The sequence below is a fragment of the Pseudochelatococcus contaminans genome (genome assembly GCF_014195635.1).
GTDB classification, from domain to species: Bacteria; Pseudomonadota; Alphaproteobacteria; order Rhizobiales; family Beijerinckiaceae; genus Pseudochelatococcus; species Pseudochelatococcus contaminans.
In genome coordinates this window covers 466336-480199 of record NZ_JACICC010000003.1, presented here as the reverse complement: position 1 = coordinate 480199, position 13864 = coordinate 466336, and the positions used below count along the sequence as shown (strand labels likewise).

The 13864-nt window shown below is 61.5% G+C and carries 13 protein-coding genes; 4 read left to right on the top strand and 9 right to left on the bottom strand.

Annotated elements, in window-relative coordinates; translation table 11 throughout:
* Positions 1 to 491 precede the first annotated feature (491 nt).
* The 6 genes from ahcY to FHS81_RS08625 form a co-directional block, all read right to left on the bottom strand.
* Positions 492 to 1889, bottom strand: a complete 1398-nt coding sequence (gene ahcY, locus FHS81_RS08650) for an adenosylhomocysteinase (protein WP_183751924.1) — start codon at positions 1887 to 1889, stop codon at positions 492 to 494.
* Between the two features lie 142 nt (positions 1890 to 2031).
* Positions 2032 to 2343 (bottom strand): HPr family phosphocarrier protein, encoded by a 312-nt coding sequence (locus FHS81_RS08645; RefSeq protein WP_183752051.1) that lies wholly within the window; start codon positions 2341 to 2343, stop codon positions 2032 to 2034.
* 222 nt (positions 2344 to 2565) lie between these two features.
* Entirely contained in the window at positions 2566 to 2967 is a 402-nt protein-coding gene (locus FHS81_RS08640; protein WP_183751922.1) for a PTS sugar transporter subunit IIA, read from the bottom strand.
* 82 nt (positions 2968 to 3049) lie between these two features.
* Positions 3050 to 3568, bottom strand: a complete 519-nt coding sequence (locus tag FHS81_RS08635; protein WP_183751920.1) for an HPr kinase/phosphorylase — start codon at positions 3566 to 3568, stop codon at positions 3050 to 3052.
* A gap of 36 nt (positions 3569 to 3604) precedes the next feature.
* Entirely contained in the window at positions 3605 to 5407 is a 1803-nt protein-coding gene (locus tag FHS81_RS08630) for a sensor histidine kinase (RefSeq protein ID WP_183751918.1), read from the bottom strand.
* 522 nt (positions 5408 to 5929) lie between these two features.
* On the bottom strand, positions 5930 to 6415 hold the full coding sequence (locus FHS81_RS08625) for a MucR family transcriptional regulator (protein ID WP_183751916.1): 486 nt from the start codon (positions 6413 to 6415) through the stop codon (positions 5930 to 5932).
* A 576-nt stretch (positions 6416 to 6991) separates the two neighbouring features.
* Here FHS81_RS08625 and FHS81_RS08620 point away from each other — a divergent pair.
* The 3 genes from FHS81_RS08620 (at position 6992) to FHS81_RS08610 (ending at position 8595) form a co-directional block, all read left to right on the top strand.
* Positions 6992 to 7294: a GNAT family N-acetyltransferase gene (locus FHS81_RS08620; protein WP_183751914.1), complete on the top strand. Its 303-nt coding sequence runs from the start codon at positions 6992 to 6994 to the stop codon at positions 7292 to 7294.
* On the top strand, positions 7260 to 7454 hold the full coding sequence (locus FHS81_RS08615) for a hypothetical protein (protein WP_183752057.1): 195 nt from the start codon (positions 7260 to 7262) through the stop codon (positions 7452 to 7454). Before FHS81_RS08620 ends, FHS81_RS08615 begins: the two co-directional genes overlap by 35 nt.
* A gap of 142 nt (positions 7455 to 7596) precedes the next feature.
* The gene (locus FHS81_RS08610) at positions 7597 to 8595 is read left to right on the top strand and encodes a complex I NDUFA9 subunit family protein (protein WP_183751912.1); all 999 of its coding nucleotides are present in this window, start codon (positions 7597 to 7599) and stop codon (positions 8593 to 8595) included.
* On the opposite strand, the gene FHS81_RS08605 is transcribed toward FHS81_RS08610, so the two are convergent.
* Entirely contained in the window at positions 8576 to 9331 is a 756-nt protein-coding gene (locus tag FHS81_RS08605; protein ID WP_210281599.1) for a sulfate transporter family protein, read from the bottom strand. The genes FHS81_RS08610 and FHS81_RS08605 overlap by 20 nt on opposite strands.
* A gap of 10 nt (positions 9332 to 9341) precedes the next feature.
* Positions 9342 to 10337, bottom strand: a complete 996-nt coding sequence (locus FHS81_RS08600; protein WP_183751910.1) for a 2-hydroxyacid dehydrogenase — start codon at positions 10335 to 10337, stop codon at positions 9342 to 9344.
* 218 nt (positions 10338 to 10555) lie between these two features.
* Here FHS81_RS08600 and FHS81_RS08595 point away from each other — a divergent pair, with 218 nt between their 5' ends.
* Positions 10556 to 11104: an SH3 domain-containing protein gene (locus FHS81_RS08595; RefSeq protein ID WP_183751908.1), complete on the top strand. Its 549-nt coding sequence runs from the start codon at positions 10556 to 10558 to the stop codon at positions 11102 to 11104.
* A gap of 102 nt (positions 11105 to 11206) precedes the next feature.
* On the opposite strand, the gene FHS81_RS08590 is transcribed toward FHS81_RS08595, so the two are convergent.
* Positions 11207 to 13765: a glycosyltransferase gene (locus tag FHS81_RS08590; protein WP_210281598.1), complete on the bottom strand. Its 2559-nt coding sequence runs from the start codon at positions 13763 to 13765 to the stop codon at positions 11207 to 11209.
* Positions 13766 to 13864 lie beyond the last annotated feature (99 nt).

Here is a 13864-nt window from a genome sequence, read left to right as displayed (position 1 = left end):
GGAGGCAAAGCGCGCCAATGCTGTCGGGCGAACGGAAAGCTGGCGCAAGACAGAGGACAGCGAATCCCCCGATCCATTCCGGGCGAGCGTCGACATCACAGTCCCGTATCGACGCCAGAGCGTGCGCGCTCTTCCCTTCATGAACCCCGCCCGAGAAACAACGATTGATGATACCCGGTCCAGCAAGAACCGAGCCTCGAATCACCAATACTCTATAGCCTCAGGCACATCATCAGAAAGTGGTTAACGGGATGAAAACAATCGATTCCCCCAGCTATCATAGGAGCATAGCCAAGGCATCGTCACAATGCGAGTCAATATGACGCAATTGCATGCGGTTTCGCGCCGCAGAATGGCCGCACCATGAGCAATTTGCGTTCAACCCGATCCGTCGGCATTGAACGCAAGTTGCCATCAAATATAAAATTCAGAGTGCGGCCATCGTCTGTTCATCCTTCGCCGGAGCCCAAAAGTGCGCCGGCCGGATGGCATCAGTAGCGGTAGTGATCAGGCTTGAACGGCCCTTCGGCGGGAATGCCGAGGTACTTGGCCTGATCGTCGGACAGCTTCGACAGGGTCACGCCGATCTTGGACAGATGCAGCGCCGCGACCTTTTCGTCGAGGTGCTTCGGGAGCGTGTAGACCTTGTTGCCATATTCGCCCTGCTTCGTGTGCAGGTCGATCTGCGCCAACGTCTGGTTGGTGAACGATGCCGACATGACGAACGAGGGATGGCCCGTGGCGTTGCCGAGGTTCACGAGACGGCCTTCGGACAGCAGGATGATGCGCTTGCCATCGGGGAAAGTGATCTCATCCACCTGCGGCTTGATATTGTCCCACTTGTAGTTGCGCAGCGCGCCGACCTGGATCTCGTTGTCGAAATGGCCGATGTTGCAGACGATGGCGCGATCCTTCATCGCCCGCATGTGGTCGAGCGTGATGATGTCCTTGTTGCCGGTGGCGGTGACGAAGATATCGGCGCGCGGCGCGGCCTCCTCCATCGTCACGACCTCATAGCCTTCCATCGCCGCCTGCAGGGCGCAGATGGGATCGATCTCCGACACCAGAACGCGGCAGCCGGCATTGCGCAGCGACGCGGCGGAGCCTTTGCCCACATCGCCGAAGCCCGCCACCATGGCGACCTTGCCGGCCATCATCACGTCCGTGCCGCGACGGATACCGTCCACCAGCGACTCGCGGCAGCCATAGAGGTTGTCGAACTTCGACTTCGTGACCGAGTCGTTGACGTTGATGGCCGGGAACAGCAGGTTGCCGTCGCGCTCCATGATGTAGAGGCGATGCACGCCCGTGGTCGTCTCCTCGGAAACGCCCTTGATGTTGGCCGCAAGCTCGGCGAACCAGCCGGGCTTTTCGGACAGCGTGCGCTTGATCAGCGCGAACAGCACTTCCTCTTCCTCAGACGAAGGCTTGTCGAGGAACGCCGTGTCGCCCTTTTCGGCGCGCAGGCCAAGGTGCACCAACAATGTGGCGTCGCCGCCGTCATCGAGAATCAGGTTCGGCGTGCCACCGTCGCCCCACTCGAGAATCTTGCGGGTGTAGTTCCAGTATTCCTCCAGCGACTCGCCCTTGACGGCGAACACCGGCACGCCCGATGCAGCGATGGCGGCCGCGGCGTGGTCCTGCGTGGAATAGATGTTGCACGATGCCCAGCGCACATCGGCGCCAAGAGCCGTCAGTGTCTCGATGAGGACGGCGGTCTGAATGGTCATATGCAGGGAGCCGGCGATGCGCGCGCCCTTCAGCGGCTGCGCGGGACCGAACTCCTCGCGCACGGCGATGAGACCCGGCATTTCCGTTTCGGCGATGGAAATTTCCTTACGACCCCAATCGGCCAGCGAAAGGTCCTTGACGACAAAATCCTGCGACATCTGTCCTATCCTGAAATGATAACCCGACACTCCGGCCGAAAAACCGGCACGCGCAAGCGCACCGACGCACGCGCTCTATAGCAGCGCAGATCGCACGCGGCAACAATGATATAAAGAAGTCTTTATATATTAGCAGGGAGAACTATTCGTCTTCGCCGAAACGGTTGGCGAGCAGCGCCTCGATGGCATCAAGCGCTTCGTGCGCCTGCGCACCCGTCGCGGAGACCGTGATGCTGGTGCCCTTTGCGGCGGCAAGCGTCAAAAGACCCATGATCGAACGCCCGCCCACCGTCTCACCGGCGCGGGTGACCCTGACTTCCGCATCGAAACGATCGACGGTCTGGACGAACTTGGCGGACGCGCGCGCATGCAGGCCCTTGCGGTTGACGATGGGCAACTCGCGCGGCGCGGGCGCGGCAGTAGCCTGTTCCGCTGTCGAACTGTCAGAGGTCATTACATCGGCGCCCACAGCGGATTGGCCCTCGCGCACGGGGCTGTCGTCAGCAATATCGATCACGTCCTGTCACTTTCGCGAAACCATAGCGGACGAGCTGTCGCGCATGCGCGACGCCCCATGCATAAACGTCCAATGTCCCGATACGCCGATTCGGGCGCGCAAGCTACCATGCGCACAGCCGGCCGCCAGAACGGCACGCTCCGCAACGGAAGAAACCGTTCAACGCCCCGTCAGCACATGGCTGGCGACGTTGATATATTTACGCCCGGCTTCCTGCGCCTCAAGCACCGCTTCATCGATGCTGCGCTCTTCGCGCACGGATGCAAGCTTGATGAGGAGCGGCAAATTCATGCCGGCAATCACCTCGACCTTGCTGCCGTTCATGCAGGAAATTGCAAGATTGGACGGCGTGCCGCCGAACATATCCGTAAGTACCACGACGCCTTCGCCGGTATCAGCCCGGCAGACGGCCTGCAGAATATCCTGCCGACAGCCATCCATATCGTCTTCCGGACCGATTGTTACGGTCTCGAGCTGCGTCTGCGGACCTACCACGTGTTCCAGCGCTGCACGAAACTCCGTCGCCAGACAACCGTGCGTCACCAATACGAGACCGATCATTCAGAACCCTGTACCACCGTCACGATCCATGACAGAAGAATCCATTTTGTGCATTGCGGGGAAAAGTGCAAGGGTTCCAGACTTAAATCGACATTATGTGACCATAAATGTCACACCATTCGCTTTCCCGTTGAGCGAAAAGCCAAAAAATCAGTCCTGATGCATCAGTTGCGCCTCCCACCGCGATGCGTGGCAGCTGCACGCCGAGAATATCGACCGTCCTGTCTCCGGAATCGGGCATGCGCTCCAGCGTTAAATCCGAATCAACAACCAGGCCGATGACCGCCGCACGCTGAAATGGCACTTTCGCCAGCCCGGTTCCGCGCACCTCAAGCAAACCGGCGATGGATGGCAGCGCATGCGCCACGATCCGGCCATGACAATGAACGAGCCTGATCCTGTCGTCACAGACCAACCGGGCGAAGCGCCCTTCCCGCCGGCCGCACTCCAGAATCTGCCGCGCCAACGTGGATTTGCCGCTGCCCGATCGCCCCCGGATCAGCACGCCGGTTTCGCCGATGACCACCGCCGTCGCGTGAACGGTGACGGCTTTCGTGTCAGCGGTTCCTTCCGATATTACAGCGTCACCGGCAGCCATCATGATTTTCGCGGCGCTTCTTCCGTTCCAGAAACCTGCTCATGCACCGGGCTGCATGGCCGGCAGGCGGATTTCAAAGCATGCACCCGTCACCTCGCCATCGGCATCGGTCCGGTTTCCGGCCTTGATCGTTCCCCGATGGGCCTCGACGATCTGGCGGGAAATCGATAGGCCAAGGCCGGAATTCTGACCGAATTTCTGCGCCGGACGGTCGGTGTAGAAGCGCTCGAACACGCGTTCCAGCGCATGTTCGGGAATACCCGGCCCGTCATCCTCGACCGTGACGACGACCTCGTTGCCATCGCGGCGCAAGTCGATCCGGATTTCCCCATCGGGCGGTGAGAAGGAAATGGCGTTGTCGACCAGATTGTTGAACACCTGCCCCAACCGCCCGTCATGCCCCAGCACAAGGAAGTCACGGCCGGGATCAGCGTCCGGGTCGACGGTTATGATGATCGGGTTATCGTGCACCCCGCGCGCCACCGCCGCGACAGTTTCGAGCGCCAGAACCACATCGATGGGTTCGGACTCGATCCGCGCCAGTTCGGCATCGAGCCGCGACGCGTCCGATATATCGCTGATCAGCCGGTCGAGCCGCTTCACGTCTTGCTGGATGACGGCAAAAAGCCTGTCGCGCGCATCGTCATTGCGGGCCAGCGGCAGAGTTTCCACGGCGCTTCGCAACGATGTCAGCGGGTTTTTCAGTTCGTGCGCCACATCGGCGGCAAAGCTCTCAATGGCGTCGATGCGCCGATACAGCGCCTGTGTCATATCCCGCAAAGCGCCGGACAGATGGCCGATCTCGTCGGAGCGGGCGGTGAAATCCGGGATCTCCTGTCGTGACTTGATACCCCGCCGCACCCGCTCGGCAGCCTCTGCCAACCGGCGCACCGGCCCGGCGATGGTGCCGGCAAGCAGCACGGACAGCACCGTCATCACGATGGCAGCAACCGCGAACACCCGCAGCATTGCCCAGCGCTCGCTCGCAATGATCGAGTCGATATCGCCGCCCTGCGTGGACAGCAGCAGCGCGCCGCGCACCGTGCGCAGCCGCTGGATCGGCAGAGCCACATAGACGATGGTTTCGCCCTGCGAGTTGATGCGCGCCACGCTTGCCGCCGTTCCGCCCAGCGCTTCCCGCACTTCGGGCAGGACGCGCCCGGCGGCGGTGTTGATCTCCTCGGAAATCGGCGAAGGACCGGGGGCGATCTTGCCGCGCAACCAATCCTGAATTTTCTGCAAAACGCCCGGCTGCTGGCCCGCCGGCGGTAAATCGTAGCGAAGGATATCGCCGCGCGAGTAGAAATTCCGCGAGTCGAGAAGCAGCATGCCCTCACGGTCATAAATACGCGCACGGGTTCGCGTCGGCGTCACCAGCCGCCGCAACACCGGCGCCACCTGCTCCGGGTTGATGGAGAAGTCCAGCGGAGAGATTTCCTCGCCAAGGCCAAGGCTTTCACCGGCCTGTAACTGCAACAGCCTGTCAGGGTCGACAGTGACGGTATCGGTGTCGACATTGGCGGACGCCGCAATCGCGCCGGCAATAATCTCTCCCTGAATCAGCAGACTGCGCGTGCGGGACTCGATCAGGCCAGCGCGGAACTGGTTCAGGTAAAGCAGCCCGCTCAACAGCGCCACGAGCCCCACGAGATTGAGCACCACGATACGGCGCGTCAGGCTGGACGATGCACGCGACAGGATGCCCCGCAGAATGCGCGGAATCCGCGCCGACAAGCGAGCCCGCCGCCACAGCCTGAGGCTATACGGTACCCGGGCGCCCCTGTCGCGCCGCGATCTGGACGGGCTGTCCTCTCCGGGCAAATCCTGAAACTCGACCGTCATCGTGCCCCAACTGCAAAAACATCCGGCACTGATCTTCTGCAGCCGGACAGGCGATATATTATCCGATACTTCACCAGACCGCACGAAGCGGGCATCGACGCAATTTAGGCACCCGCAATGCCGCTCACAAGTGTTACGTGAAATACTTGCACGCCAAGCCCCATCTCAAACGGCCACCCCGAGCGCATACCCCGGAAAGCAGAGAAGTGACCAAACAGTCTTATGCATGATTTATGGCGGCATCGGGACAGGAATTCCCGATTCAGGCATCACATTCAAGCCACATTGGCGCGTATGACTGAATGCACCATAGCGTAGCGCCTTCCATCGCAATGCTGAAGCTGACATCAAGATCGATACACCAGCACATGCACCGAGTAGCACTGACGCAGTTGAGCGCAACCGACTGAATAAATATCGAGCATCATACAATGCAAAAGGCGGCCGGCAACATGACTGCCAACCGCCTTCAAATCATTTCTACACAGCAGCCGCTCAAGAAAACAGCGTGCCGGCAGACAATTACTCGCCGGAAGCCTTGCGGCGGCCACGCTTTGCAGGAGCAGGCGCAGCGGAAGCAGCAACGGTTTCGCGACGGCGCTGCTGTCCGAGACCCATTTCCTTGGCCAGCTGGGAGCGAGCAAGCGCGTAGTTCGGCGCAACCATCGGATAGTCAGGCGCAAGACCCCACTTCTCCCTGTACTGTTCCGGCGTCAGATCGTACTGCGTGCGCAGGTGGCGCTTCAGTGACTTGAACTTCTTACCGTCTTCAAGGCAGATGATGTAGTCCGGGGTGATGGACTTCTTGATTGCTACTGCAGGCTTCGGCGGCTCGGCAGCGGATTCACCGATACCTGAAGAGACCCGGCGCAGCGCCGAATGAACTTCATTGATAAGAGCCGGCAACTCTACAGCTGCGACCGAGTTATTGGCGACATAAGCGGAAACTATGTCAGCTGCAAGCTCGACATAATTCACCTTGTCTGCTTGTTGGGTATCGTCTGTCACTGGAGATCCTCAATAAAAGAGAGTAAAATGTCTTCCTTGCAAGTTTTCTTAATTCATAATCATTAGTCACGCAACACTAAAATATACTCCTTTGCGGCAAACTCATGGCGGGATCGAACATTCCCCGCTTCCATTCAACGATGGCAATGTCGTCGCCATGTCTTGGGCTTCACAGGCACACTCCTGTACAGAACCATTTACTTTCAAGCCCGACAAAACTGGCGCTCGCAGCTCACGATCAAGACTCCACGACACCGGGATAACCACTCCCCCACTGTCATAATTGGGTGTATCTTGCGATAATTGCTCGCTTTAATGCAATACCTCGTTTTTCCTTTTGCGGCGCACAATAATGCAGCATCACTAGGCATTATTTTCTATGACGCTTTACGCGAGCGCTATTTCTGTCACCTAGAAAGCTGTGAATAACTCTATCGCCTATGTTCATCTCTTGTAGAAAAGGGCGGCCGCCACCACATCTTCCTATGATCGGCTGGGATAGCTGCGCATATCCGGCCCAATCATTTCTATGTGAAGATTCGTTTCGGCGAGGCTTCACGCAAATCGGGAGCTGTCATGTCGGAAACCATCATCAACAATACAACCGATCATCGTTTCGAGCTGGTCGTGGACGGCCATACTGCATTCATCGGTTACAGGACCGAAACCGCGAAAGACGATGCCCGCCCGATCTATGTATTCGAGCACACGGAAGTCCCTCCCGTGCTGGGCGGACGCGGTGTCGGCAGCCGTCTTGCCGAAGGCGCGCTTGAGGCCGTGCGTGAGGCCAATGGTCGCGTGCGTTCGGAATGCTCCTTCATCACCGCTATATTGAAGAAACAGCATGACCGTTACGCGGATATTATTGCAGGCGCCTGACCGCGCTGCACCGGCTCTGTTTATCCTGTTCAAATGGCATCGTGAGCATGAATTCTTTCCGATCAGTCGCTTCCACCTGATCGGAAAGAACTTTGATCGAACAGCGGCAGTATTGCGGCTTCGCGTACCGCTTCAGATGTTTTTGCCGTTGCAGGCTTGAATCATTCCGGAGTGTCTGTACACGGTGGAGCGAATTGGCTATTCAACAGGGTGATTGCCGGCCCGGATCGTCCGGGAAGCGGCCAGCGTGGTTTCAGGAGCCGGGCAGCCGGACTGATTGTTGACCTGTGTGGGAGATACCGATGGCGGAAGTGATGTTGCGTTCAGCGGAACTCGTGACGGTCTTCGGAGGGTCGGGTTTTCTCGGCCGCCATGTCGTGCGGGCACTTGCCCAGCGCGGCTATCGCGTCCGCGTCGCCGTGCGCCGTCCTGATCTGGCGGGCCATTTGCAGCCGCTGGGTGTGGTTGGGCAGATCGCGCCCGTGCAGGCCAACGTCCGCTTCGCTGAATCCGTCAAGCGCGCGGTCGAGGGATCGGATGTCGTCATCAACCTCGTTGGCATTCTCCAGCAGATCGGCCGGCAGAACTTCAAGGCCGTGCAGGAAGATGGCGCGCGTGTCGTAGCGGAAGCAGCCGCCGCTCACGGCGTCCGGCTCGTGCACGTCTCCGCCATTGGTGCGGACAAAAACTCCAACTCCCTTTATGCCCGCACCAAGGCGCTCGGCGAGGAAGCCGTTTTCTCTGCCGCTCCTGATGCTGTCGTTTTCCGTCCGTCCATTATTTTCGGCCGTGGGGACGGGTTCTTCACGCGCTTCGCTGCGCTGGCCCGTGCCCTGCCCGTTCTGCCCATCGTCGGCGCGCAGACGCGCTTCCAGCCGGTTTACGCGGTGGATGTCGCGGAAGCCATCGCCCGTGCCGTCGACGGCGCCGTGGCCGGCGGCAAGATCTATGAGATCGGTGGGCCGCAGGTGCAGACGTTGCGTCAGCTTGTAACGCATGTTCAGGCCGTCACGGGCCGTCAGCGCCCCGTCATCTCGCTGCCCTTCGGCGTTGCGCGGGTACAGGCCGGTATAATCGAGTTCCTCGACAAGCTGACGCTGGGCCTGTTGCCGGACGCTTTGGTCGTGACGCCCGATCAGGTCAAGCTGCTGGCGCTCGACAACGTCGTTTCCGCCGAGGCGATTGCCGAAGGACGCACGCTGGAAGGGCTCGGCATCGCGCCCTCGGCTTATGAGGCAATTGTGGCCGATTATCTGTGGCGTTTCCGCAAGTCCGGTCAGTTTACCGAGGTGCGGATATAACCACGCCTCGCCGTCTCTCCTGACGATCAACGGCTTTATGCATGCGGACCATCAGCGCGGTGCCGAACAGCGGCGTCACGAGGTTGACGATCGGCACCATCACCAGCAGCGCCGTAACCAGACCGCCCATGAATGCAAGGGTGGCGTTTCTGCGGCGCAGATCCCGCGCGTCCTCGACGGATCGATAGCGCCCCGCTGCCAGCTCGAAATATTCGCGGCCGAACAGATAGGCGTTGGCCGCGAGAAATGCGATCAGATTGACGCCGGGCACCAGCAATAATAAAAGTGCCAGCAGGTTGACGCCAAGCGACAGCGCTGCAAACCGCAGACCCGCGATCAGCGCCTGCCCCACGGGCAGTGCGGTGCCGGGCCTCCCGCCCGGATCGCATCGCGCCTCGACGACAGCAGCGACATCATCGAGAAAATAGCCAGCCACCACCGCCGAAACCGGCGGGATCAGAAAGATCAGGCCAACGAAAACCCCGGCTGCCGCCAATACAACGGCAATTGCGCTGATGTAGGGGTAGCTCGACAGCCACACGGATTGATCAGCCAGCCAGTTGATGATGGCGGACATGCCGGTGCCAAGCGCGAAAAGCAGTAGCAGCGTCAGCCCGAGGGAATACCACAGCAGCTTGCGCAGCGGCGGCGACAACACGTCGCCCGCAGCGCCAGCGGCCGCCTGCAGCACGATGCCAAAGGCGGACGGCTCGCCACGGTCCCGAAAATCGCTCATTCCCGGTGCCTCACACCATGCCCGGCAGCACACGATTAGGCGGGCGGTGTCCATCGAGGAAGGTCTTGATGTTGACGATCACCTTTTCCCCGGTCTCCACGCGCCCTTCGATGGTGGCCGATCCGACGTGCGGCAACAGCACCACGGCGTTGCGGCGTGCCAGCTTCAACAGGCGCGGGTCCACAGCCGGCTCGGCCTCGAACACGTCCAGCCCTGCCCCGGCAAGCTCTCCAGCTTCAAGCATCTCGATCAGGGCCACTTCGTCCACGATCTCGCCGCGCGCGGTATTGACGAGGATGGCGTCCCGTTTGAGCAGGCGCAGTCGGCGGGCGGACAGCAGATGATAGGTTGCAGGAGTGTGGGGGCAGTTGACCGATACGATATCCGTCCGCGCCAGCATCTGATCGAGCGAATCCCAGTAAGTGGCTTCGAGTGCGGCTTCGATTTCCGGCGCGACGTGGCGGCGGTTGTGATAATGGATGGACAGGCCGAACGCCTTTGCGCGCCGCGCCAGCGCCTGCCCGATGCGTCCCATGCCGACGATGCCGAGACGCTTGCCGCCAATGCGGCGGCCGAGCATGGCGGTCGGCGACCAGCCCTCCCACGGCTCGCCGCCCGGCAGGAACTGCGCCGCCTCGGGAATCCGCCGCGCCACGGCAAGGATCAGCGCCATGGTCATGTCGGCCGTGTCCTCGGTCAGCACACCAGGGGTGTTGGTGACCGTGATGCCCTGCGCCAGCGCCGCACCGACATCGATGTTATCGACCCCGGCGCCGTAATTGGCTATGAGCTTCAACTGGGGGCCGGCGTGGGCGAGCAGTTCCGCGTCGACACGGTCGCTGATCGTGGGCACCAGCACGTCGGCGATCTTGACGGCCTCGACGAGCTCTTCCGTCGTCAGCGGCTTGTCGTCCACGTTGAGGCGGGCGTCGAACAGCTCGCGCATACGCGTCTCGACGCTTTCCGGCAACCGGCGGGTGACAACGACAAGGGGCTTTTTCTTCATGGGCGAAAGTTCCGATCCCGACGCTGCGTTTCACCCCACGTTAACAACCGCTGGGGCACAAGAACTCTGGATAGCCTATGCAACGTCAATTGCAGCAACCGACAGCATCCTTACCCGGTATGATACGATTTTGGGCGCTCCTGCAAGTCCCAACTTCGCAATCATCCCGCGCACACGATGCCACAGTCCAGCCTGAAAGGCCGCCCGGAACGCACGATATGTCCAAGAGAGCCGCAATCTTCACCTGTGTCCTCGCCTTAGCCGCGTCGTTCGCGCTGTCCGCGCCGGCCGTCGCCCAGCAGACGAATGCCGGCCAGACGGTGGGTTCCGTCAGCGGGTTGCCCGTGCCGCGCTACGTCAGCCTCAAGTCGGACAGGGTGAACCTGCGCGCCGGACCGGCCAAGGATCATCGGACATTGTGGGTGTACCAGCGCGCCGGCCTGCCAGTGGAAGTGACGGCGGAGTTCGCCACGTGGCGGCGCATCCGCGATTCGGAAGGATCGGAAGGCTGGGTGCTGCACAGCCTGCTGTCCGGCCGTCGCACGGCGCTGGTGGCCCCATGGGACCGCAACAAGGAAGGCGGCCCCTATCCGCTTTACGAACGCGCATCGGAAAACGTCAAGGTGCAGGCGCGGCTGGAGCCCGGCGTCATCGTCAGCATCGACAACTGCGACGGCACATGGTGCCGCGTGTCGATCCGCAATGTCAGGGGCTTCATCCAGCAGAAACTGCTGTGGGGCGTCTATCCGGATGAGGCCATTGAATAACACCGCCGGATAACACCGCCACACACTGCGCAGGTCTCACGCCTGATCCGCGCAGCAGCCGGCTGGTGTCAGCCGATACGATCAGGCGATTTCAGGCAGCTCTTATCGGTCAGAGGATTTGTTCGGACCGGACGAGGCATTGGCGGCCGGGTCTTCGGCCACCGCCTCCAGCCGGGCGCGGGAGCGCATCACGAGCGCGGCGGCGCGCAGGATCTCCGCGACATCCTTGTCCGCCACGGCCTGAGAACGCTCATTGTCCAGCGCGTTGCCGGTTTCGGCAAGCTTGGCCTTACCGGAGCCGGAAAGTCCCTTGCTGCCCCCGATGGACAGATGCCTCTCGATTGCTTCCAGCCGGGCTTCCACTTTTTTCAGCCGCTCGTCCGTCGATCGCTGCAACTGCAGGAGCGATGCGCTCGTACCGTCAAGGCGCTGCTCGACAGGGCGCACGCGCCGCTCGATTCGCTCCCAGACCTGATGCCACAGCGACCGCATCGGCCACGCCAGCGAGCGCCCCAGCACGCGATGCAACCCGGCAGGGCGACGCGCTGCATCCAGAGCAGGCGAAACGCCGGTGGAGCCGGCAGGCGGCAAGCTCTGGCCACCCGCCTGCAACAGGCCGGTGAACTCGATACCGGCATTCTCGCGCATGATGTTGCGGATGTCGTCCGGCACCTCGACGCCGTGCAGCTCGATGCCCTTGAGGAAATGATCCCAGAAATCCGGCACGTGCTGCCACTGCACCTCGCGCAGCATCAGTTCCGCATAGCGCTCGGGGTGCTTGCGCATCAGGATGGCGTCGTTCTGAAAGAAGGTGGAGCGCACCGTCTGCGATTCCCGCTCGATCTCGCGAGAATGAGGCGGATGATACACCCACGCCTCGCGAGAGAACGGCACCTCGCCGACATCCTGCAAGCGCCAGCCAAGGTCCGTATCCTCGCGGAAGTGCGGCTTCTCCAACGCGATGTCAAAGCCGTTGAGCTTGTGGAAAATATCCGCCCGCACGAACAGGTTGGCCGTCATGAAGCCGATGCCCTCGAACCCTTCGTTGGTCACCGGGCGCCAGGCCGAATCGCCCACGCGGTCAGAACGGATCAGCCCTTCGAGGCCCACGGCATCGGTCGTGGTGAACACCTCATGGGCGGCGGCCAGCCAGTTCTCGTCAGGTTCGCAGTCGTCATCGGTGAAGGCGATCACCTTGCCCCGCGCCAGCCCCGCGCCCGTGTTGCGCGCCGTCACCGCGCCCTTGCGATCCGTGTGGATGTAATGCAGATCGAAGCTGAACGCCTTATCGCGATCCGGCCAGGGCGATGCGCTCTGATCGACGATGATCACCTCGAAATCACGCCATTTCTGCTTGTCGAGGAAGTTGACGAGCGTCGATAGCAGCTCATGCCGCTCATAAGTGGGCACCACCACCGAAAAGAACGGCGGCTGCTTCCCGGCCTTGCGGATCTCCGCCCACCGCGACAGCATCGTGCCGAGATAATCCGAAATGCGCTCCCAGGAGTAGAAACGATCGGCCTGCGACCGCGCTCCGGCGGCAAGCTGCGCGCTTTCTTTCGCGTTGCCCAGAACATTGCTGACAGTGCGCGCGAACGTTTCCGCCTGCGCAATGACGAACGCCCGCTCGGACGTATCGATGCCCCGCGCCCCGATGGCCGTCGTGACGATGGGCAAACCGGCGGCCATGAAATCGAGCATCTTGATGTTGGTGCCGGAGCCGCCGAACATCGGGTTGACCGCGATGTCCGAAGCCTTCAGCCACTGAAGCAGCTCCGCGTCGGACAAGCGGCCCGTGACGCGCACGTTGGCCGGAGTATGAGCGTTCTCCAGGCCGTCGCCGACACCGCCGCCGATGACGAACAGCACGTTCGGCAAGGCGGGGGCCAGCGCATCGGCGATGAAACGCGCCGCCTCGACGTTGGGGCCGTAGTTGCTGCCGAGGAAGAATGCGACCGGCTTGTCTTCCACGCCGAACTGCCCGCGCGCCTCGCGCTTTTCAGCGTCGGTCGGCGGCTTGATCTTGCGGGTGAAGGTGCCGTTGGGAATAACGCGGATACGCTCGAAGGGTACACCGTAGAGCGATGCGAAGGCGGTCGCATCATCGTGCGAGCAGGCCAGCACCAGATCGGCGGCGGCGCACACGGCGTTTTCCACCTCCACCACGCCGCGCGCCACTTCGGAACCGCCCGCCCCGTCATCGAGCAGGTCGGTGCGCAGCAGGCCCTCGACGTTATGCGCATCGTAGACGATCAGCTGCCGGTCGGGACGCAGCACATCGCGCACCAACGGATAGATCCACGGATGCGAGAAGACCACCACATCCGCGCTGGCAGCCGCCGCACGTGCGGCTTCAACATACTCCGGCGACAGGTGCGCCATGGTGTGGAAGGCGGTGTCGATGACGTTCTTGCCGCCCAGCGCTTCCGTGCGCCTGTCGGACGCGGCGAAATGCTCTTCGGACAGCGGCACGAGTTCCTCATAGAGAACGCCTGTCAGTTGCTGCTGGCGAAGGCCAGGGCCGCGCCAGTCATAAGTGCCGACATAATGCGCAGCGTGCCGCAAAGCCGCTTCTGCATCATCGGCAGACGCGCCAAGGCCATGATAAAGGCCCAGAAGCCGCAGCCGGCCACCGCCGACGGGAGGATCAATCGGCTGCATATCCAAAATCGTCGTATGCAACGTTACAGCCATTATCGCCTCGTCAATCATTCTTCAAAAACCAAGAGCCGCACGCAAACGGCCCACACCCGCGGTGCG